Here is a 21560-nt window from a genome sequence, read left to right on the forward strand (position 1 = left end):
GGCATGAGGCAGGCGGTGATCCGGGTGCGCCTTCCGCTTCGGGTGCGCCAGTTCGCCAAGTGGCTGGTTCCGGGAATCCGCGTCAAGCGGTTCCTGGCCCTGGTGCTGTTGGGCGTCCTTCTGGTGACCGGGGGGACCTTGCTCCTCCTAAGCCGTCTCCCTCTTCGGAGGAGTCTACTGGAGCGGATCGGTGCGCTCCCGGACGGAGCGGTCCTGGGCTCGGGCACGGCCCTGGTCGTCCTGGGCCTCTATGGAGTCTTCCTCGGAGTGCGGGCCACCATCCGATCCGTGGCCGGCGTCTTCCTGCCCCGGGGGGACCACCGACTCGTGGAGCTGCTGGTCCAGCACCGAGCTGTTCCCCGAGGTCCCCGCATCGTGGCCATCGGAGGCGGGACCGGACTTTCGACCCTCCTGCGGGGCCTCAAGGCCTATGCCGCCCACCTCACCGCGGTGGTGACGGTCACCGATGACGGGGGGAGTTCGGGACGCCTCCGGCGGGAACTGGGAATCCTCCCCCCGGGGGACATCAACGACTGCCTGGTGGCCTTGGCAGAGGTGGAGCCCGTGATGACCCGCCTGTTCCAGTACCGCTTCGACCGAGGGGACCTGGCGGGTCACTCCTTCGGCAATCTGTTCCTGGCCAGCATGGTGGGGGTAGGGGGGGACCTCGTGTCCGCGGTGCGGCTGGCGAGTCGCGTGCTCGCCATCCGGGGACAGGTCCTTCCGGCCACCGCGGATCACGCGGTGCTGGGGGCGGAGTTCGCGGACGGGACCGTGGTGGAAGGAGAATCCACCATCCCGCAGCTCCGCAAGCCCATCCGCCGGGTCTACCTGAATCCCCCGAACGTGCGTGCGGTTCCCGAGGTCCTGGAGGCCCTGGTCCAGGCAGACCTCATCCTGCTGGGCCCCGGGAGCCTCTTCACCTCCGTGCTCCCCAACCTTCTGGTTCCGGGCATCGCGGAGGCCCTCCGGAGGGCCTCCGCGCCCGTGGTGTACATCGTGAACGTCATGACCCAGCCCGGGGAGACGGACGGGTTCCGGGCCTCCGATCACGTGCGGACGGTGGTGGAGCACCTCGGGACCGGGGTGGTGGATGTGGCCCTGGTCAATACCCAGATGCCCCGCAACCGGGCCGTGCTGGAACGCTACCGGGAACAGGGTGCCTTCCCCGTGGAGCCCGACCTGGAGCGGATCCGGCATCTGGGCGTGGAGGCGGTGGGACGCCCCCTGATGAGCGAGACGGACCTCTTGCGTCACGACCCGGCCCGTCTGGCCCAGGCGGTCCTGGAGATCTTCGAGCGCCTCCTCCACCGCCGGCGTCCGGTGCGGGTGAGCGTGATCAATCCGTAGCTGGTTTTGTTTGCTTGACATGAGGAGAAGGGGAGCCCTATGATGCGCCTGGACCGTCAGGACCGGATTGCCCACCGGATGATGGTTCCGGCATCCGCTGCCGCGGTGTAAAGGGTTCCGTTCGAGGGGGTAAACCGACGCTCCGGAGGCCATGGCGGGACAGGTCCTCTGTCTTGCCGGACGGAGAGATCCGAGGTGAGGGAGGTGCCGTTCGACTGGGCATACGTGGCGGCCTTCGCGCTGCTGGGTAGCCTCCTGGCGGCATTGCCGTTCGCCGTGGTCTGGTTGCTGGCCCCCCGAAGTTCGTATTCCCAAAAGCGGTTGACCTACGAGTCCGGTGTGATCCCCTTCGGGGAGGCATGGGCCCAGTTCCACGTGCGTTACTACCTCTACAGTTTGGTGTTTCTCCTCTTCGATATCGAGGTGATCTTCATCTATCCGTGGACCGTGGTCCTCCGGCAGCTGGGGCCCCTCGCCTTCGTGGAGATGCTGGTCTTCATCGTCGTTCTCGCGGTGGGCCTCGCATACGCGTGGCGGAAGGGAGGGCTGGAGTGGACGTGATGGCGGAGGCGATCCGCATGGTCCTCTCCGTGGTGATCGTGTTCACCTTCGTGGCGGTTGGGGTGGCGCTCTTCCTGGTGCTGATGGAGCGGAAGGTGAGCGCGTGGGTCCAGGCCCGCATCGGACCTCGCCATGTGGGACCCTACGGGACCCTGCAGACCCTGGCGGATCTCCTGAAGCTCCTGCAGAAGGAGCACATCCTGCCCGCGGGCGCGGATCGCCTGATGTTCGGCGTCGCACCCGTGGTGGTGGCGGTGGCCGCCCTCATGAGCTATGTGGTGCTCCCCTGGGGGCCGGGCGTCATCGTACGGGACCTCGGGGTCGGGGTCCTGTACTTCGCCGCGGTCCTCTCCCTGGAAGTGGTGGGGATCCTCACCGCGGGATGGGCTTCCAATAACAAGTACGCACTCCTCGGGGGGTTGCGATCCGCCGCCCAGATGGTTTCCTATGAACTTCCTCTGGGGTTTTCCATCCTCACGGTGGCCACCATCGCGGGGACCCTCTCCACGGTCCGTATCGTGGAGGCCCAACCCTATCCCTGGTACACGTATCCCTCCGTCCTCCTGGCGGGCCTCGTGTTCTTGGTGGCGGCCACCGCGGAAAGCAACCGGATCCCCTTCGACCTCCCGGAGGCGGAGTCGGAGCTGGTGGCCGGGTATTTCTCCGAGTATTCCCCCCTCAGGTTTGCCCTGTTCCAGCTCGGGGAGTACGGATCCCTGTTCGCCACCTCGGCCCTCTTCGTGACCCTGTTCCTGGGGGGCTGGCGGGGCCCGTTCGAGATCCCTCTCGTGGGGCCCGTGGTGGACGGCATCTTCTGGTTTCTGCTGAAGACCTACGCGGTGGTGTTCTTCTTCATGTGGGTGCGGTGGACGTATCCGCGCTTCCGGATCGACCAGCTGCTGAACGTCTCGTGGAAGCTCCTGTTGCCCCTGAGCCTTGCGAACCTCCTCCTGGCGGGATTGCTGGTGACGTGGAGCGGGTGAGATGGCGGAGGCCGTGGCCTTCTACGGACTGACCGCGGTGGCCCTGGGGGCCGCCCTCGTGGTGGTGCTCTCCCGGAACATGGTGCACGCCGCGGTGTCCCTGATCCCCGTGCTCCTGGCGGTGGCGGGCTACTACGTGCTGCTGGGTGCGGAATTCGTGGCCGCCATCCAGATCCTCATCTACGCGGGGGCCATCACCGTGCTCATCCTGTTCGTGATCCTCCTCACGGAGGGCGCCACGGGCGTACGGGTCCGGCCCCGGAACGAGCAGGTGCCCCTGGGGGCCCTCGTCTGCTTGGCCCTGGCGGTCCTGCTCATCGCGGTTCTCACCCGGACCCCCTGGCCTCAGGCCCAGGGCACCCTTCCCGACTACAATCCGGGGGCCGTGGGTCAGAGTTTTCTCACCGCGTACGTGCTGCCCTTTGAGGTCACGTCCCTGCTGATCGTGGCGTGTCTGGTGGGGGCCATCGTGGTGGCGCGCAGGGAGGCATGATCGGACTCGGACACTACCTCGTCTCCGGTGCCCTCTTGTTCGCCGTGGGTCTCTTCGCGGTGCTCACCCGGCGCAGCGCGGTGGCCATCCTCATGGGCATCGAGCTCATGCTGAACGCGGCCAACATCAATTTCGTGGCCTTCACCAAGTTCGTCTCCCCGGAATTGGTGCGGGGGCACATCGCGGCCCTCGTCGTCATCACCCTGGCCGCGTGCGAGGCCGCGGTGGGACTGGCGCTCGTGATCAGCGCCTACCGACACCTGGAGACCGTGCAGGTGGACGAGATCAACCTTATGAAGTGGTAGGAGGACCATGAGCGCCTGGGCCTGGCTCATCCCGCTCTTTCCCCTCCTCGGATACGGGGTTCTCATCGCCTGGGGCAGGAGGCTCGGGGATCGGTCGCCTTGGGTGGCGCTGGGCGCCATGTTCCTGGCGACCCTGACGGCCCTGCTGGTGTTCGGGGAGCAGCTCCGAGGGGCGGAGCCGTATGTGTGGCGGACGGTCTGGGCCGTGGGGGGGGACCGGGAGATCACCGCGGGATACACCGTGGATCGCCTGTCCGCCACCATGGCCCTCATGGTCACCGTGGTGGGCACCCTCATCTTCGTGTACTCCGTGGGCTACATGCGGGGAGATCCCTACTACAGTCGGTTCTTCGCCTTCCTCAGCCTCTTCTGCGCAGGGATGCTCACCACGGTCCTCGCCAACAGCTTCGTGGTGCTCCTGCTGGGTTGGGAGATCATCGGGCTGTGCTCGTATCTCCTCATCGGCTTCTACTTCCGGCGGCGTTCCGCCAACATGGCGCAGATGAAGGCCTTCCTCACCACCCGGGTGGGGGACACCTTCATGCTGGTGGGGATCATGCTGCTGTTTTGGCAGTTCGGTACCGTAGATTACCACGAGATCTTCGAGGCGTTGGCCCACGGCAAGACCTGGTCTCCCGCCGCGGTTCCCCTGTTCGGCATGCCCGTGCCCCTTGCGGTCCTGGCCGCACTCCTGGTCTTCGGAGGGCCCGTGGGCAAGAGCGGTCAGGTGCCCCTTCACGTGTGGCTACCGGACGCCATGGAGGGGCCCACCCCGGTTTCCGCCCTCATCCACGCGGCCACCATGGTGGCCGCGGGCGTGTACCTGGTGGCCCGCACCTACCCCCTCTTTTTCTACACGCCGAACCATGTGGCCCTGGAGGCGGTGGCTTGGGTCGGGGCGGCCACGGCGCTTCTGGCGGCCCTCATGGCGGTGGCCCAGGACGACATCAAGCGCATCCTCGCGTACTCCACCATCAGCCAGCTGGGCTTCATGATGGCGGGGCTGGGAGTCCTGGGGTACACCGCGGGCTTCTTCCACCTCCTCACCCACGCCTTCTTCAAGGCACTGCTGTTCCTGGGAGCGGGAAGCGTGATTCACGCGGTGCGCACGAACAACATCAAGGAGATGGGCGGGTTGTGGAAGAGCATGCCCGTCACCTTCGGGACGTTCCTCGTGGGATATCTGGCGCTGGCCGGGATCTTCCCGCTCGCGGGCTTCTGGAGCAAGGATGAGATCCTGTTGGAGGCGTACCACCACAATCCCGCGGTGTACTGGGTGCTCACCGTGGCCTCCTTCCTCACCGCCTTTTACATGACCCGGCTTGTGGCCTATGCCTTCTTCGGATCCTACCGGGGACCTGCACACCCGGAGCCGGATCCGTGGCTCCCGGAGGACTACGCGCGGGCGGGGATCCGGGAGGCCCACCACGGATCCCACGGACAGGGTTCGCATGCCACCGTCCCGCACGAGAGCCCGCCCGTGATGACCGTCCCCCTGGTGGTGCTCGCGGTCTTCTCCGCGGTGGTGGGGGGAGTGGGAGTTCCCGGCACGGGACCCGAGGGCGGATCCTGGCTCCACCACTTCATCGAGTTCGAGGGGTTCAGGGAAGCGGGCATCCACGCGCCGGACTTCTCCTGGGCCGTAGCCCTGCGGGGGCTCGGGGTGGCCCTGGCGGGCATCCTGGCGGCCTGGGTGATGTATGGGGCAGGGGTGATCCGCAGCGAGCAGGTGCGGCGATGGGTGCCTTGGCTGGTGACCTTCCTGCGGAGCCGGATGTACTTCGATGCGTTCTACGGCTGGCTTTTCGTGCGGGGAGGGTTGGCCCTGGCCCGGCTGTTACGGGCCTTCGATACCTACGTGGTGGACGGGATCGTGAACGCGGTGGGCTACCTGTTGGTGCTGGTGGCCCGGCTGGATCGCCTGTTCGACACGTACGTGGTGGACGGGATCGTGAACCTGGTGGGCATCCTCACACGGTGGCTGGGCGGGATCCTGCGCTACGTCCAGACGGGTCGCGCCTATAACTACATCCTCCTCGCCACCCTGGGCGTGGTGCTCATCGTGGTGTGGACCCTGTGGAGGTTGTGACCATGCCCATTCTCACCGTGACCCTCTTCCTGCCGCTCCTGGGGGCCCTCGTGGTGCTGTTCCTGTCCCCGCACGATCCGGGCCGCATCCGAAGGGTGACGCTGGCATTCGCAGGGCTCACCTTCCTCAGCTCCCTCGCCATCTTGTCGTATTTCGACTTCGGGCGGCGGGAGATCCAGCTGGTGGAGGAGGCGGCGTGGATCCCCGCCATCGGCGTCCAGTACAAGGTGGGGGTGGACAGCATGAGCCTCGCCCTGGCCATCCTCACCACCCTTCTCACGCTCCTCTCCGTCATCTATTCCCTGCGGGTGGAGGAGCGGGTGAAGGAGTACAACCTGCTGTTCCTGCTGCTGGAAACGGGCATGCTGGGCGTGTTCTTCGCCCTGGATTTCTTCCTGTTCTATGTGTTCTGGGAGCTCACCCTGGTCCCCATGTACTTCCTCATCGGGATCTGGGGGGGGGCCCGCCGGGAGTACGCGGCCATCAAGTTCTTCCTGTATACCCTGGTGGGTTCGCTGGCCATGCTGCTGGCCATCCTGCTCCTGTACTTCCACCTGCCGCCCGGGGAGCGGACCTTCGACGTGCTGCGGATCCTGGAGGCCCGGCCGCTGGCAGGGACCGGACTATTGGCGCAGCTCGCCTTCTGGGGCTTCTTTCTGTCCTTCGCCATCAAGGTGCCCATGTGGCCCTTCCACACCTGGTTGCCGGACGCCCACGTAGAGGCCCCCACGGCGGGCTCCGTCATCCTGGCCGCCATCCTGCTGAAGCTGGGGACCTACGGGTTCGTGCGCTTCAGTCTTCCCCTCTTCCCCGAGATCTTCCAGCAGCATGCCTCCCTCATCGCGACCCTGGCCGTCATCGGGGTCATCTACGGCGCCCTGGTGGCCATGGCGCAGCAGGATCTCAAGAAACTGGTGGCCTACTCCTCCGTGAACCACATGGGATATGTGATGCTGGCGGTGGCCGCCGCGGCCGCGGCCCGAGGGAGGCCAGAGCTCATGGGCCCCGCGGCCACGGCCCTGAACGGAGCGGTGCTGGAGATGCTGGCCCATGGGGTCATCACGGGGGCCCTGTTCCTCATCGTGGGCGTCATCTATGACTATCGGACCCACACCCGCGGGGTAGAGGACTTCGGCGGGCTGTGGGCGGTGCTCCCCAAATACGGGGCCGTGACCATCACCGCCATGTTCGCCTCCCTGGGACTCCCGGGGCTCATGGGCTTCGTGGCGGAGTTCCTGATCTTCGTGGGTTCCTTCGCCATTCTGCCCGTGCATACCGCGCTTGCGGCCATCGGCATCATCGTCACCGCGGCCTTCTTCCTGTGGACCATTCAGCGCATCTTCCTGGGGCCCACCAACCCCCGGTGGGGAGACCTGCCGGATCTGGATCGTCGGGAGGCCTGGTCCCTGATCCCCTTGGTGATCCTCATGATCGTGTTCGGGGTGTACCCGCGGCCGTTGGTGGAGTTCATCAACCTCAGCACCACGCAGGTGATGCAGCTCGTGGGGTTGGTGCGATGAACGGGACAGACCTCCGCTGGCTCGTGCCGGAGATCCTCGTCGGAAGCCTCGCCCTGTTGCTGCTGGTGGTGGATCTCCTGCTCCCGCAGGAGCGCAAGTCCGTGGTGGGAGGACTCGGGATCCTCGGGTTGGGGGTGGCGGGCGTGGGCGCGGCCCTGCTCCTGCGGGATCTGGAGAAACTCGGGGAGGCGGGGGTTCGGATCCTTTGGGACACGTACACGGTGGACCACTTCGGGGTCTACTTCAAGCTGGTGGCCGTGGTGGCCACGGCCCTGGTGATCCTGGTGGGGATGGACTTCTTCCCCCGGTATACGGCGTATGCGGGCGAGGCCTACGGGATGCTGGTCTTCAACTGCCTGGGCCTCATGCTCATGGCCTCCAGCAGCGAACTCATCACGCTGCTCTTGAGCATCGAGTTCGTCTCCCTCACCAGCTACCTCCTGGCGGGCTATCTCAAGGGCAACCCGAAGAGCAACGAGGCGGGCGTGAAGTACTTCCTGTACGGGGCAGCCACCACCGGGGTCATGGCCTACGGCTTCTCCCTCCTGTACGGAGCCACGGGCTCCACGAGCCTCTACGACATCGCGGGCAAACTCGGACAGCTGGGCCCTGTGGGTGGGCTGGGCGTGGGGATGGCGCTGGCGGGATTCGGGTTCAAGATCTCCATGGTCCCCTTCCACCAGTGGACGCCGGACGTGTACGAAGGGGCTCCCACCCCCGTCAGCGCGTACCTCTCCGTGGGCCCGAAGGCTGCGGGATTCGCGGCGTTGCTCCGGACCCTGCTGGTGGCGGTGCCGCCGGAGAGCATGGACTGGCGGCTGTTGATGGCGGTGCTGAGCGCTCTCAGCATGACCGTGGGCAATCTCCTTGCCCTGCCGCAGCGGAACATCAAGCGGATGTTGGCGTACTCCAGCATCTCTCACGCGGGGTTCATGCTCATGGCGGTGGCGGCTGCCCCATCCCCGTGGGCCCGTCCGGCCCTGCTCGCGTACGTGGGGGCCTACCTCTTCACGAACCTGGGAGCCTTCTTCGCGGCCCTGGTGGCCTCCTGGAGCACGGGCTCGGACGAGATTCCGGATTACGCGGGGCTCAGCCAGCGGGCACCGGGGGTGGCCCTGGCCATGGCCCTCTTCATGCTCTCCCTCACGGGCATCCCCCCCACGGCCGGATTTTTCGGCAAGTACTATCTTTTCTCCGCGGCGGTGGACGCGGGCCTGCTGTGGCTCGCGGTGGTCGGCGTCCTGAACAGTGTGGTCTCCCTGTACTATTACGTGGGCGTGATCCGGGCCCTGTACCTGATGCCTCCCGCCCGGGAGGTCTCCGTTCCGGTCCCCCCGGGCACCGGATGGGCCCTGGTCCTCACGGCCCTGGGGACCCTGGCGCTCGGGGTGGTCCCTCAGCCGTTCGTCACCCTCATCCAGTCCGCCCAGCGTCTGCTGGCGGGGTTCTAGGCCCGAGAAGGGAATTCTTGCGTGCCGCCGGGGCGGGGTGTGCTAGCATGAGGGAGGCGAAGCGGTGGTTCGCGTGCCCGGTGGGGGTGCGGACCCCGCTTCTCGTCTAAACGCTCGGGTTCGGGGTCGAGCATGGCGCACGAACGGGACGCGAAACAGGATAACATCCTGCTGGTGATCGCGGAAAAGGAGCAGGAGCTGGAGCGTCTGGTCGCTGAAGCCCGGGCCGAGGCAGAGCGCATGCTGGCAGAGGCGGAGGCCGAGGCGGCCCGCATCCGGGAACGGACCCGGCAGGAGATCGTCCGGCTGGAGCAGGAGGCCCGGGAGCGGGCGGCGGCGGAAGCCCGGGCCGTGGAAGAACGGGCCCTGGAACGGGCCCGGGAGGAGGCGGAGCATCTCCGCGCCCGGGCCCAGCAGCGGCTGGACGAAGCCGTGCGGCGCGTGGTGGAGGCGATCCTCCGGGGGTAAGGGCCGATGATCGTCGAGATGAGCCGGGTGCTCCTCCTTGGCCCCAAGCGGCTGCTCGGGGAGGTTACGGATGTGGTGCAGCGCCTGGGGGTGGTCCATGTGGACCGGGTGGAGGCGGAGGAAGTCCCCGCGGTCCGCCCCGTGGAGCCCGGGAGCGAGGAGGAACAGCGCCAGCGCCGGTTGGAGGCCCTGCTCGCCCGGACCACGGGCCTCTTGAACCTGCTCCCCCGGACAGGGCCCATCCCCATTCCGGACCTGGGAACGCGCTCCCTGGAGGAGCTGGAAGCGATCCTGGATCCCATCGAGCAGCAGGCCCGGGAGCTGGTCCGCAGGCGGCTGGAGGCGGAGGAGGAGCTGGAGCTCATCCGCGCCTACGAGAACGCCCTCCGGGTCCTCTCGCCCCTCCTGGGGGCCCTCCAGGGGAGCCGGCACTTCGAGACCTACGGGTTTGTCCTAAAGGGGAAGGCGGCTCCCGTGGTGGCAGGGCTCCAGCAGGAGCTGCGTCGGCTCACCGGGGATCGGGTGGAGGTGGTGACCCGGCAGGTCGACGAGCAGACCACGGGCGTGGTGGTGGCCTTCCACAAGCGGGATGCGGAATCCGTGCGCGCCTTTCTCCAGCGGGCAGGCATCACGGAGCTCCGCCTGCCGTCCCGGTTCGCGGACCGTCCCGCCCTGCAGGCCATCCAGGAGATGGAACGGCGGCGGGAGGAGCTCCCCCGGGAGATCGAGGAACTGAGAGGTCATCTGGAAGCCCTCAGCCGGGAGCACCGGGGGACGGTGCAGGCCATCGAGGCCTACCTCCGGGATGAGCTCGCCAAGCTTCAGGTCCTGCCCGCCTTCGCCCAGTCTCGGTATGCCTTCATCGTGCACGGGTGGGTTCCCACCCGGGAGGTGCAGAGGCTTCGGGCCGCCGTGCGCCGGGCTTTCGGGGACCAGGTGGTGGTCTACGACACCCCCGCGGATCCCCACGATGAGGAGGAGGCGGCCCACATTCCCGTGGCGCTGGAAAATCCAGCGCCCATCCGGCCGTTTCAGCTGCTCCTTTCCATCTTCCGGCCTCCCCGATACGGGACCTGGGATCCCACACCCCTGCTGGCCCTGACCTTCCCGCTGTTCGTGGGATTGGTGATCGGCGACGTGGGATACGGGGCCCTGTTCTTCCTGCTCGGTTGGGCCCTGCGCAACCGGGCGCGTCGAGGGGAAGTCTTGGAGATCCCCCTTCTGAACCTCCGGATGCGCCCCGAGGTCCTGGGCGCGGTGTCCTGGATCGTGCGGGTGGTCGCGTTCTGGGTCATGGTCTTCGGGGCCCTGTACGCGGAGGTGTTCGGCAACCTTCCGGAACTGCTCTTTCATGTACGCCCCATCTTCGATCGGGTTTACGCTCACCGGGACCTGTACTTCCAGCTCATCGTGCTCCTGGGGATGCTCATGATCTACGGAGGTCTGGTGGGACACCTGGGTATGGCCATCCGGCACCGGCATCTCCGGGGCATCTTCGAGAGCGTGGTGATGATCCTGGTCCTCAGCTGGGTCCTGTTGCTCCTGGGCGGCATGTCCGGCCTGCTCCCCGCGGCCGCGGTCTCCCTCAGCTGGTACTTCCTCTGGGCGGGCCTGGTGGCCTTCGCGGTCGGCCTGGCCTTCCGGGCCGCCAACCCCATGTGGTTCTTGGAATCCGCAACCGCTTTCGGGCACATCCTCTCCCACGCCCGGCTCATGGCCTTCGGCCTCGCGGCCGCAGCCCTCGCGAGCGCCGCCAACGAGTTGGGCCCCAGCATGGCGGAGACCTTCGGGGTTCGCGGGGTCGTGGGCACCGTGGTGGGTTCCCTGATCTCTGCTCTTGCCCAGATCCTGTTCTTCGTGTTTACCATTGTGGGGCACGTGATTCAGCCCGCGCGTCTGCACTGGGTGGAATTCTTCACGAAGGTGAAGTATCACGAGGAAGCCGGTGAGCCCTACCGGCCATTCCAACGGACAGGGAGGTGAGTATGCGCATGCGCGCGGTTCTCTGGCTTCTCCTCGGTCTCGCCCTGGTGGGGATGATGGCCATGCCGGCCCTGGCCGCGGAGGCTCCGGAGGCCCGCCCCGCAGGAGACGGGGCCCGTGCAGGGCTGTTGGGCATTGCCGCGGCCCTGGCGGTGGCCTTCGGCGCGCTCGGCACCGCATGGGCTCAGTCCCGGATCGGCGCCGCGGCGGCCGGGGCCATGGCCGAGCGCCCGGAGATCGGAGGCCTCATGCTGGTGTTCCTGGCCCTGCCCGAGACCATGATCATCCTCGGGTTCCTGGTGGCCTTCTTCCTCATCGGGCGCATCTAGGCGATGGCCTCCGAGCTCATCCATCTGCTCGAGCGAGAAGCTCAGGCGGAGCGGGAGCGCCTGCTGGAGGAGGCGCGTCAGCGGGCGCGGACCCTCCTCCAGCAGGCGGAAACAGAGGCCGAAAACCTTCTGGAGGCCCACCGTCGGAGGATGGAGGCGGAGGTGGAGGCGGCCCGCATCCGTGCGCAGGGCGTGGCGCAGCTGCGGGCCACGTCCCTGGTGCTGGCGGCGAAGGACGAGCAGATCGCGGAGGTCTTCCGTCGGGCTCGCCAGGAGCTGGAACGCCTGAGCCGGGATCCCTCCCGCTACGAGCCGATCCTGCGGGCTCTCCTCCAGGAGGCGGTCTCCGGGTTTTCGGGCCAGGTGGTGGTGGAGTGCGCGGAGCGGGACCTCCCCCTCGTCCAGGCCACGGTGCAGGCCCTGGGCGTGGCGGCGGAGGTGCAGCCGAATCCGGAGGTGTGGGGCGGTGTGCGGGTCCGCAGCGCGGATGGCCGCTTCGTGGTGGAGAACACCCTCCTCTCGCGCCTGGAACGGGCCCGGCAGGTGCTGCTGTCGGAGGTGGCGGAGATCCTCTGGGGAGGGTAGGGCAGGGTGCCGGAGGACTTCGGTTACATCAATGCCCGGATCAAGGGGATGCGGTCCCGGTTGCTCCCACCCGGCCGCCTGGAGGAGCTGTTGGGGCTTGCGGACCTGGAAAGCTTCATCCATGCCCTGGGCAACACGCCCTACGGACCCGAGCTCCAGGAGGCCCTTACCCGGTATCAGGGCCTGCGGGCGGTGGACGAAGCGCTGATGCGTGCCTTCCAGAAGGTCGCCCAGAAGATCCTGGGGTTTTCGGATGGGAAGGCCAAAGCCCTGATCCGGGTGTTCCTGCTGCAGTGGGATCTCCACAATCTGCGCACCATCCTCCGGGCCAAGCACGCGGGGCATTCCCCCGAGGCGACCGAGCAGAACCTGATCCCCGCGGGGGAACTCACGGAGGTCCGGCTCCGGGAACTGCTGGCGCAGCCAGACCTCACGGCCCTGGCCAACACCCTGGCCACCTGGGAGCACCCGCTGGCCGAGGCCGTGCTCGCGGCGATCCGGCAGTACGAGGCCACGAAGGACCTCCTGAGCCTGGAGCTGGGCCTGGACCGGGGGTACTTCGAATGGGCCCTCCGCGTGGCTCGGGGCATGGGGCACAACGAGACGCTGGTCCGGGACGTAATCCGGATGCAGATCGACTTCACGAACGTGAAGACTGCCTTCAAGCTGCAGCAGCTCTCGGAGCTCTCCCGGGAGGAGCGGGAGCGCTTCTTCCTCCCCGGAGGAGGTGTGGTGAGCCGGGAGGTGTTCCTGAACCTGGCAGATCCCAACACCGCGGAGCTGGGGCTGCGGGAGCTGCATGGACGGGGGATCCATCCGGAGGGACGGACGCCTGGGGAGGTGGAGCGGTCCCTGGATGAGGAAGCCACCCGTCGCATGGCCACGCTCTACCTCGGGGATCCCCTGGGGATTGACGTGGTGATCGGCTTCCTCACCATGCTGAGTAGCGAGATCCGAAACCTGCGTCTCATCGCCCGGAGCAAGGCCCTCGGGATTCCCCGGGAGCTGATCCGGCGGGAGATGGCCCTGGTGTGAGGGGGAGATGCGGTATCGGGTGGCCGTTATCACGGACCCGGAGACCGCCACGGGCTTCCGGCTGGCCGGGGCGGAGGTCTTCGAGGCCGAGACCCCCGAGGGGGTGATGGGCGCTCTCCGAGAGGTGCTCCGGGAAGACTACGGCCTCGTGGCGGTGAACGAGGACCTGTTCGCAGGGGCCCAGGAGGAGATCCGGAGAGCGATGCGGGGCAGAGACCTCCCCGTGATCGTCCCCTTCCCGGCTCCCCGGGCCCGGCTGGAGTCCGGGGAGGAGTACATCGCGCGCCTGGTGAAGGAGCACATCGGGTTCTACGTGAAGCTGCGGTGAGGAGGGAGAGCCGTGGCCATCCAGGGAGAGATCATCAAGATCGCAGGGCCTGCGGTGATCGCCCGGGGCATGCGGGGGGCCCGGATGTACGACCTCGTCCGGGTCGGGAAGGAGAGGCTCGTGGGGGAGATCATCCGTCTCAGCGGGGACACCGCCTTCATCCAGGTGTACGAGGACACCAGCGGCCTCTACGTGGGGGAGCCCGTGGAGAGCACGGGACTGCCGCTGGCGGTGGAGCTGGGGCCGGGACTGCTGAGCAACATCTACGATGGGATCCAACGCCCTCTCCCCGAGGTGCGGCAGCAGCAGGGAGACTTCATCCGGCGCGGTGCGGTGGCCCCCGCCCTCGACCGGAACCGCCGGTGGTCCTTCCGCCCCCGGGTCTCCGTGGGCGAGGAGGTGGGGCCGGGAGACGTGATCGGGGAGGTCCAGGAGTTCGGATTGGTGCACCGGATCCTGGTGCCTCCGGACGCCAAGCCCTCCCGGGTGGCGGAGATCCGCGAGGGCGAGTTCACGGTGACGGAGGTGGTGGCGCGGCTGGAGAGCGGGCTGGAGCTGCGGCTCATGCAGACCTGGCCCGTGCGCCTGGCCCGACCCGCGGCGCGCCGGCTGGATCCGCGGGAGCCGCTGGTGACCGGGCAGCGCATCATCGACGTCCTGTTCCCCGTGGCCATGGGGGGGACCGCGGCCATCCCGGGTCCCTTCGGCAGCGGCAAGACGGTGATGCAGCAGACCCTGGCCAAGTGGGCGGACGCGGACGTGATCATCTACGTGGGCTGCGGGGAGCGGGGCAACGAGATGACCCACGTGCTCGACGAGTTCCCGGAGCTGGAGGATCCCCGCACGGGCCGGCCGCTCATGGAGCGCACCATCATCATCGCGAACACCAGCAACATGCCCGTGGCCGCCCGGGAGGCCAGCGTATACACGGGCATCACCATGGCGGAGTACTGGCGGGACCAGGGATACAAGGTGGCCCTCATGGCGGACTCCACGAGCCGCTGGGCCGAGGCCATGCGGGAGATCTCCAGCCGGCTGGAGGAGATGCCCGCGGAGGAGGGCTACCCGCCCTATCTCTCCAGCCGCCTGGCGGCCTTCTACGAACGGGCGGGCCGGGTGGTGTGCCTGGGCCGACCGGAGCGGTGGGGGGCCATCACGGTGATCGGGGCCGTCTCCCCGCCCGGCGGGGACCTCTCGGAGCCCGTGACCCAGGCCACCCTGCGCATCGTGGGGACCTTCTGGTCCCTGGACGCCTCCCTGGCCCACCGGCGGCACTTCCCCGCCATCCACTGGTTGCGGTCCTACAGCCTCTACACCCCCCTCTTCCGGGAGTGGTACCGGCAGAACCTTCCGGAGGATTTCGAGGACCTGCGCAACCGGGCGAGCGCCCTCCTGCAGCAGGAGGCGGAGTTGCAGGAGATCGTACAGTTGGTGGGTCCCGATGCCCTCCAGGACGACCAGCGGCTGGTGATCGAGGCGGGCAAGATGCTCCGGGAGGACTTCCTGCAGCAGTCCGCCTTCTCGGATGTGGACGCCTACTGTCCCCCCATCAAGTCCTATGGGATCCTGAAGTCCATCCTGATCTTCTACGACGAGGCGCTGGCGGCCTTGCGTCGGGGCGTGCCCATGGATGACATCCTGAACCTCCCACACATCCAGGAGATCGCGCGGATGAAGGAGGTGCCCGCGGACCGGTTCCCCGCGTACGCGGAGGACTTCCTCCGCAGGCTCCGGGAGGACCTGCGGGCCGCGGTGCGGGCGGGTTAGGAGGGAGAGACCATGGAGCTGGCCACGAAACGCTACCAGTCCATCTCCTACATCTCTGGGCCTCTCCTGTTCGTGGAGGGGGCCAGAGACCTCGCCTACGGCGCCATCGTGAACATCCATCTCCCGGACGGCCGCGTGCGGGGCGGACAGGTGATCGAGGTCAGCGAGCAGCACGCGGTGATCCAGGTGTTCGAGGAAACCACGGGCCTTGACGTTGCCCATACCTCCGTGAGCCTCCGGGAGGACGTGGCCCGGTTCGGGGTGAGCCCGGAGATCATCGGCCGGCGGTTCAACGGACGCGGGGAGCCCATCGACGGGCTGCCTCCCATCATCCCGGAGAAGCGGCTGCCCATCATCGGTTCCCCCATCAATCCCGCGGCACGGCAGCGGCCCCAGGAGTTCATCCAGACGGGGATCAGCAGCATCGACGGTCTCAACACCCTGGTGCGCGGACAGAAGCTTCCCATCTTCTCCGGCGCGGGATTGCCGCACAACGAGCTGGCGGCCCAGATCGCCCGGCAGGCCAAGGTGCTGGGGGAGGAGGAGGAGTTCGCGGTGGTGTTCGCGGCCATGGGGATCACCCAGCGGGAGGCCGCCTTCTTCATCGAGCAGTTCGAGGCCACCGGGGCGCTGGCCCGCAGCGTGGTGTTCCTGAACCTAGCGGACGATCCCACCATCGAGCGCCTCATGACCCCACGTCTCGCGCTCACCACCGCGGAGTATCTCGCCTTCGAACTCGACAAGCACGTGCTCGTGATCCTCACGGACATGACGAACTACTGCGAATCCCTCCGGGAGATCGGGGCCGCGCGGGAGGAGATCCCCGGACGGCGGGGATACCCCGGGTACATGTACACGGACCTTGCCACCATCTACGAACGCGCGGGCCGCATTCAGGGCCGCAAGGGATCCGTGACCCAGATCCCCATCCTCACCATGCCGGACGATGACATCACGCACCCCATTCCGGACCTCACGGGATACATCACGGAGGGCCAGATCGTCCTCAGCCGGGCCCTGCATCGTCAGGGCATCTACCCGCCCATCAACCCGCTGCCGAGCCTCTCGCGGCTGATGAACGATGGCATCGGTCCCGGCCGGACCCGGGAGGACCACGCGGGGCTCAAGGACCAGCTCTTCTCCGCGTACGCCAACGGCGTGGACCTGCGGCGCCTGGTGGCCATCATCGGGGAGGAGGCCCTCACGGAGCGGGACCGCCTCTACCTGCGGTTCGCGGAGGCCTTCGAGCGGGAGTTCCTCAACCAGGGCAACACCGAACGCTCCATCACGGAGACACTCAACCTGGGCTGGAAGCTCCTCTCCATGTTCCCGCGGGAGGAGCTGAAACGGGTGAAGCAGGATCACGTGGAGAAGTACTACTTCGGAGAAGTGATCCGGCAGCTGTGGGAGGAGGAGGAACGGCTGTAGCGTGGCGCCTTCCGAGGCGCCGGACCTGAACGGGAGGAGCGTGGGAGATGCCGGAACTCGTAAGCCCTACCCGGATGAACCTCCTGCAGCGCAAGAACCAGCTGCGGGTGGCGCTGCAGGGAGTGGATCTCCTCAAGCGCAAGCGGGATGCATTGGTGGCGGAGTTCTTCCAGGTGGTCCGACAGGCCCTGGAGGCCCGGGATCGCCTGAACGCCGCGTGCGAGAGGGCGTACATCATCCTGAGCCTGGCAAAGGCGGTGGAAGGACGTCAGGCCCTGGAGGCGGCGGCCCTGGTGGAGCGGCGTCCGGTGCTGGTGGACATCGAGATCCGGAACATCTGGGGCATCAAGGTGCCGGAGGTCCGGGTACAGCGGATTCGCCGATCCTTCCTGGAGCGGGGACTCAGCCCCACCGCGGTGAGCATGCGGACCCTGGAGAGCACGGAGGCCTTCGAGCGGGTCCTGGACGCCATTCTGGAGGTGGCCAGCACCGAGCTGCGGCTGCGCAAGATCGGGGAGGAGATCAAGAAGACCACCCGCCGGGTGAACGCCCTGGAGCAGGTGGTGATCCCCCGGATCCGGGCCGAGATCCGGTACATCAACGACGTCCTGGAGCAGCGGGCCCGGGAGGACGTCTTCCGGCTCAAGCGCATCAAGAAGAAGCTGGAATCCAGGCAGGGTTGAACGGACCTCCTGCGGGACGAGGACAGACGGACGTATACTAGGGTTGTGCGTGCGTCCGGGAGGAGTCTCCAAGCCGTCCTGGGGGTCGTCCTGCTGGCCGTGGGGTTCCTGGTCACCTGGCAGCTGCGGGCAGAGTATGCCATCCGGCAGCGACTCCGGATCCCCTCCCAGCGGCTGGAGGAGCTCGGGTTCCTCCTCCAGGAACAGGCGCGCCACCGGGAACGGCTGGAATCGGAGATCGCCCAGCTGCGCAAGCAGCTGGAGCGCTACGCGGACGCCGCGTCCAGGGAACGGGCCGTGCTGGCGGCCATGCGCCAACGGCTTGTGGAACTCCAAGCCCTGAGCGGGGTCCGGGCGGTCCGCGGTCCTGGGGTGGTGGTGGAGGTGCGGGACAGCGCCCGCGCCCTCCAGCCCGGAGACGACCCGAACCTCACCCTCATCCACTACACGGACCTCCACGCGATCATGGCGACCCTCTGGGCGGCGGGGGCGGAGGCGATGGCCCTGAACGGCGAGCGGGTGGCCCCCACCACCGGGCTGAGCTGCGTGGGCACCACCATCCTGTGCAACACGAAGCGGATCGCCCCCCCCTACGTCATCGCGGCCATCGGAGATCCCGATCGGCTCCTCAGCGCCCTGCGGGCACCTGACAGCCCGCTCGGGTTGTTGCTGGCCTTCGAGTTTCCGGTGACGGTGCGCCGGGTGAACCAGCTGGAGCTGCCGGCCTACCGGGGGAGCTTCCAGTTCCGGTTCGCGAAGCCGGAGGCGGAGGGGGGGCGATGAGGATGTGGGTTCCGCTGATCGGCCTGCTGCTGGGGGTGCTCCTGGGGCTGGCGCTCCGGGTGGAGATCCCCCTGGGGTTCGTGAAGTACACGGCCATCGCGGTCCTGGCGGCCCTGGACACCCTCCTGGGAGGGTTTCGGGCGCAGCTGGAAGGGCGGTTTGATCTGGTGGTGTTCACCAGCGGGTTCCTGGTGAACGCCTCGGTCGCCGCCCTCCTGGCAGCCATCGGGGACCTGCTGGGCGTGGACATCTACCTGGGGGCCGTGATCGTGTTCAGCATGAGGATCCTGCAGAACGTGAGCCTGATCCGGCGGGATCTGCTGCGGCCCTTCGTGCGGGAGGGCCCGCCCTGGACCCCCGGAGGCCCGCAGTGGGTTCCTCAAGATCCGGAGCGACGACCCGAATCGGGATAGGAGGTGACCACCATGGTTCGCGTGGGGATCAACGGGTTCGGGCGGATCGGGCGCCAGGCCCTGAAGGCCATGCTCCAGCGGGCGGCGGACGTGCTGGAAGTGGTGGCCATCAACGACCTCGTAGACGCGGAGATGAACGCGTATCTCTTCAAGTACGACTCCAACTACGGCGTCTATCCCGGCACCGTGGCCGTCCGCAACGGGAACCTGGTGATCGACGGGCGGGAGATCCGGGTTTTCCGGGAGCGGGAACCCGGTGCCATCCCCTGGCGGGAGGTGGGGGTGGAGCTCGTCCTGGAGAGCACGGGACTGTTTACGGACGCGAAGCGGGCCGCGGCCCACCTGGAGGCGGGTGCCAGGCGGGTGATCATCTCCGCCCCTGCCAAGAACGAGGACATCACCATCGTGCTGGGCGTGAACGAGGACCGTTACGATCCTGCTCGGCACCGCATCGTTTCCAACGCTTCCTGCACCACGAACGGGCTTGCCCCCGTGGCCCGGGTGCTGCACGAGGAGTTCGGCATCGAGAAGGGAATCCTCACCACCGTGCACGCGTACACAAACACCCAGCGCCTTCTGGACGTGGCCGCCCGGGAGATGCGGGACGCCCGGGCCGCGGCCCTGAACATCGTGCCCAGCGAGACCGGCGCGGCCCGCGCCGTGGGGCTCGTGATCCCCGATCTCCAAGGGAAATTCACGGGGATGGCCTTCCGTGTGCCCACGAGCACCGTCTCCGTCATCGACTTCACCGTCCTGCTGCGACGGGATGTGACCCGGGAGGAGATCAACGCGGTCATGAAGCGCTGGAGCGAGGAGCGCATGCCGGAGATCTTGGGCTACACGGAGGAGCCCCTGGTCAGCAGCGATCTCAAGGGAGACCCCCGTTCCTCCATCTTCAGCGCCCCCGACACCCTGGTGGTGGGCGGGAACCTCGCGAAGGTGGTGTCCTGGTACGACAACGAATGGGGCTATGCCTGCCGGTGCGCGGATCTGGCGAAGCTCATGGCGGAGCGGGGGATCTAGTGCGGAAGAAGACGGTCCGGGACATCGAGGTCCGCGGAAAACGGGTGCTCGTGCGGGTGGACTTCAACGTCCCCCTGGAGGAAGGCCGGATCACGGATGATCGCCGGATCCGGGAGTCCCTTCCTACCCTCCGGTACCTTCTCGACCAAGGAGCCACCGTGATCCTGGCCTCGCACCTGGGTCGGCCAGGCGGGAAAGCGATTCCCTCCCTGCGTCTGCGTCCGGTGGGGGAGCGGTTGAAGGAGCTCCTGGACCGGGAGGTGCGGGTGCTGGAGGACTGCGTGGGACCTGAGGTGGAAGAGGCGGTCCGGAACGCGCCACCCGGCAGCGTCCTCCTCCTGGAGAACCTCCGGTTCCACCCGGAGGAGGAGGCGAACGACCCGGAGTTCGCCCGGTCCCTCGCGGGTCTTGCGGAGGTATTCGTGCTGGACGCCTTTGGAACCGCCCACCGGGCCCACGCCTCCACCGTGGGGGTGGCCCGGTACCTCCCGGCCGTGGCCGGGTTGTTGCTGGAGAAGGAGCTCCGCTACCTCGGGCAAGTCCTGGAAGCCCCGGAGCGGCCCTTCGTGGCCGTCCTGGGGGGCAAGAAGGTCTCGGACAAAATCGGCGTCATCCGGAATCTGCTCGCCCGTGCGGATGCGCTCCTCATCGGAGGCGCCATGGCCTACACGTTCCTCCGCGCGCAAGGGTATGCCACAGGTGCCTCCCTCGTGGAGGAGGAAAAGCTTTCCCTGGCCCGCGAACTCCTGGAGGAGGCCCGACGGGAACGCGTAGCCTTCCTGCTTCCCACGGATGTGGTGGTGGCGGACCGGATTTCGGAGGACGCGCGGGTGAAGGTGGTCCCCGTGCAGGAGATCCCCGAAGGGTGGATCGGGGTGGACATCGGACCCCAGACGGCTCGACGCTTCGCGGAGGAGATCCGCCAAGCCCGTACCGTGGTGTGGAACGGGCCCATGGGGGTGTTCGAAATCTCCCCCTTCGCCGCGGGCACCCGGGCGGTCGCGGAAGCGGTGGCCACCTGCCCGGGGACCACCGTGGTGGGCGGCGGGGACACCGCGGCCGCCCTGGAGCGGTTCGGACTCGCGGACCGGGTCGATCATGTGAGCACGGGCGGCGGCGCCTCCCTGGAGTTCCTGGAGGGGCGAGAACTTCCGGGCGTCACCGCTCTCCTGGACCCATGAGCCGGACACCGCTCATCGCCGCGAACTGGAAGATGTACAAGACCCGCCAGGAGGCGGTCAAGTTCCTGAAGGCTGCGCTCCCGGATCTCGCGGCCGTGGAAGGTGTGGAGGTGGCCATCTGCCCGCCCTTCACGGCCCTGGAGACCGTGGGGCGCCTGCTCGCGGGAACGCCCGTGCGGCTGGGCGCTCAGAACCTACACTGGGAGCGACAGGGCGCCTTCACGGGCGAGATCTCCCCCCTCATGCTCGCGGAGCTGGGCTGCACCTACGTGATCGTGGGACACTCCGAGAGGCGCCGGTGGTTCGGGGAGACGGACGAGCGGGTTCGGCGGAAGGTGCGGGCGGCCTTCGACGCGGGACTCGTGCCCATCCTGTGCGTGGGGGAGACGTTGGAGGAACGGCAAGCAGGCCAGACGGAGTCCCGGGTGCTGGAGCAGGTGACGGAGGCCGTGGCGGACCTCTCATCGGAGGAGGCCGGGAAGCTGGTGCTGGCCTACGAGCCCGTGTGGGCCATCGGAACCGGACATGCGGCCACGGGGGAGGAGGCGAACCGGGTCATCGGGATCCTCCGGGGGTATCTTGAACGCCGTTTCGGGGAGGCTGCCCGGTGGATCCGGATTCAGTACGGAGGCAGCGTGCGGGCGAGCAACGCCGCGGAATTCCTGGCCCAACCGGAGGTGGACGGAGCGCTCGTAGGAGGCGCGAGCCTGGACCCCGCGGAGTTCGTGGGGATCGTGCGGGCGGCGTCCTCGCCCCGTCCCGGACAGGGGCTTCTCTAGGGCCGGAAACATCTGCTAGGATG

General features: G+C 67.7%; 22 protein-coding genes. All 22 read left to right on the forward strand.

What is annotated here, in order from left to right; translation table 11 throughout:
• Positions 1-3 precede the first annotated feature (3 nt).
• Positions 4-1350, forward strand: a complete 1347-nt coding sequence (locus tag QN206_08985) for a YvcK family protein (GenBank protein MDR7614939.1) — start codon at positions 4-6, stop codon at positions 1348-1350.
• 225 nt (positions 1351-1575) lie between these two features.
• The gene (locus QN206_08990; protein ID MDR7614940.1) at positions 1576-1911 is read left to right on the forward strand and encodes an NADH-quinone oxidoreductase subunit A; all 336 of its coding nucleotides are present in this window, start codon (positions 1576-1578) and stop codon (positions 1909-1911) included.
• Positions 1911-2894 (forward strand): NADH-quinone oxidoreductase subunit NuoH, encoded by a 984-nt coding sequence (gene nuoH / locus QN206_08995; GenBank protein ID MDR7614941.1) that lies wholly within the window; start codon positions 1911-1913, stop codon positions 2892-2894. Before QN206_08990 ends, nuoH begins: the two co-directional genes overlap by 1 nt.
• 1 nt (position 2895) lies before the next feature.
• Positions 2896-3387, forward strand: a complete 492-nt coding sequence (locus QN206_09000) for an NADH-quinone oxidoreductase subunit J (protein ID MDR7614942.1) — start codon at positions 2896-2898, stop codon at positions 3385-3387.
• Positions 3384-3692, forward strand: coding sequence for an NADH-quinone oxidoreductase subunit NuoK (gene nuoK, locus QN206_09005; GenBank protein ID MDR7614943.1), 309 nt, complete (start codon positions 3384-3386; stop codon positions 3690-3692). The genes QN206_09000 and nuoK overlap by 4 nt, the downstream gene beginning before the upstream one ends.
• Before the next feature lie 7 nt (positions 3693-3699).
• A complete protein-coding gene (nuoL, locus tag QN206_09010) occupies positions 3700-5781 on the forward strand; it encodes an NADH-quinone oxidoreductase subunit L (protein ID MDR7614944.1) in 2082 nt (693 codons plus the stop codon).
• A 2-nt stretch (positions 5782-5783) separates the two neighbouring features.
• Positions 5784-7301 carry an NADH-quinone oxidoreductase subunit M gene (locus tag QN206_09015; GenBank protein MDR7614945.1) on the forward strand — a complete coding sequence of 506 codons (1518 nt, stop codon included), beginning with the start codon at positions 5784-5786 and terminating at the stop codon, positions 7299-7301.
• The gene (locus QN206_09020; GenBank protein ID MDR7614946.1) at positions 7298-8752 is read left to right on the forward strand and encodes an NADH-quinone oxidoreductase subunit N; all 1455 of its coding nucleotides are present in this window, start codon (positions 7298-7300) and stop codon (positions 8750-8752) included. The genes QN206_09015 and QN206_09020 overlap by 4 nt, the downstream gene beginning before the upstream one ends.
• Positions 8753-8884: 132 nt before the next feature.
• Positions 8885-9220 (forward strand): V-type ATPase subunit subunit G family protein, encoded by a 336-nt coding sequence (locus QN206_09025; GenBank protein ID MDR7614947.1) that lies wholly within the window; start codon positions 8885-8887, stop codon positions 9218-9220.
• A 6-nt stretch (positions 9221-9226) separates the two neighbouring features.
• Positions 9227-11203, forward strand: a complete 1977-nt coding sequence (locus tag QN206_09030) for a V-type ATPase 116kDa subunit family protein (GenBank protein ID MDR7614948.1) — start codon at positions 9227-9229, stop codon at positions 11201-11203.
• A 2-nt stretch (positions 11204-11205) separates the two neighbouring features.
• Positions 11206-11532, forward strand: a complete 327-nt coding sequence (locus QN206_09035) for a F0F1 ATP synthase subunit C (protein ID MDR7614949.1) — start codon at positions 11206-11208, stop codon at positions 11530-11532.
• A 3-nt stretch (positions 11533-11535) separates the two neighbouring features.
• Positions 11536-12117 (forward strand): V-type ATP synthase subunit E family protein, encoded by a 582-nt coding sequence (locus QN206_09040; protein ID MDR7614950.1) that lies wholly within the window; start codon positions 11536-11538, stop codon positions 12115-12117.
• 6 nt (positions 12118-12123) lie between these two features.
• The gene (locus tag QN206_09045; protein MDR7614951.1) at positions 12124-13152 is read left to right on the forward strand and encodes a V-type ATPase subunit; all 1029 of its coding nucleotides are present in this window, start codon (positions 12124-12126) and stop codon (positions 13150-13152) included.
• A 7-nt stretch (positions 13153-13159) separates the two neighbouring features.
• Positions 13160-13480 carry a V-type ATP synthase subunit F gene (locus QN206_09050; protein MDR7614952.1) on the forward strand — a complete coding sequence of 107 codons (321 nt, stop codon included), beginning with the start codon at positions 13160-13162 and terminating at the stop codon, positions 13478-13480.
• Positions 13481-13498: 18 nt separating this feature from the next.
• Positions 13499-15247: a V-type ATP synthase subunit A gene (locus QN206_09055; GenBank protein ID MDR7614953.1), complete on the forward strand. Its 1749-nt coding sequence runs from the start codon at positions 13499-13501 to the stop codon at positions 15245-15247.
• Between the two features lie 12 nt (positions 15248-15259).
• Positions 15260-16675, forward strand: coding sequence for a V-type ATP synthase subunit B (locus QN206_09060; protein ID MDR7614954.1), 1416 nt, complete (start codon positions 15260-15262; stop codon positions 16673-16675).
• Between the two features lie 47 nt (positions 16676-16722).
• Entirely contained in the window at positions 16723-17358 is a 636-nt protein-coding gene (locus QN206_09065; protein ID MDR7614955.1) for a V-type ATP synthase subunit D, read from the forward strand.
• A gap of 45 nt (positions 17359-17403) precedes the next feature.
• Positions 17404-18141 carry a DUF881 domain-containing protein gene (locus QN206_09070; protein MDR7614956.1) on the forward strand — a complete coding sequence of 246 codons (738 nt, stop codon included), beginning with the start codon at positions 17404-17406 and terminating at the stop codon, positions 18139-18141.
• Positions 18138-18554, forward strand: coding sequence for a small basic family protein (locus tag QN206_09075; GenBank protein ID MDR7614957.1), 417 nt, complete (start codon positions 18138-18140; stop codon positions 18552-18554). Before QN206_09070 ends, QN206_09075 begins: the two co-directional genes overlap by 4 nt.
• A gap of 12 nt (positions 18555-18566) precedes the next feature.
• A complete protein-coding gene (gene gap, locus QN206_09080; GenBank protein ID MDR7614958.1) occupies positions 18567-19577 on the forward strand; it encodes a type I glyceraldehyde-3-phosphate dehydrogenase in 1011 nt (336 codons plus the stop codon).
• Positions 19577-20758: a phosphoglycerate kinase gene (locus QN206_09085; protein ID MDR7614959.1), complete on the forward strand. Its 1182-nt coding sequence runs from the start codon at positions 19577-19579 to the stop codon at positions 20756-20758. Before gap ends, QN206_09085 begins: the two co-directional genes overlap by 1 nt.
• Positions 20755-21537, forward strand: a complete 783-nt coding sequence (tpiA, locus tag QN206_09090; GenBank protein MDR7614960.1) for a triose-phosphate isomerase — start codon at positions 20755-20757, stop codon at positions 21535-21537. Before QN206_09085 ends, tpiA begins: the two co-directional genes overlap by 4 nt.
• Positions 21538-21560 lie beyond the last annotated feature (23 nt).

This window comes from Armatimonadota bacterium, from assembly GCA_031460175.1.
GTDB lineage: Bacteria > Sysuimicrobiota > Sysuimicrobiia > Sysuimicrobiales > Sysuimicrobiaceae > Sysuimicrobium > Sysuimicrobium tengchongense.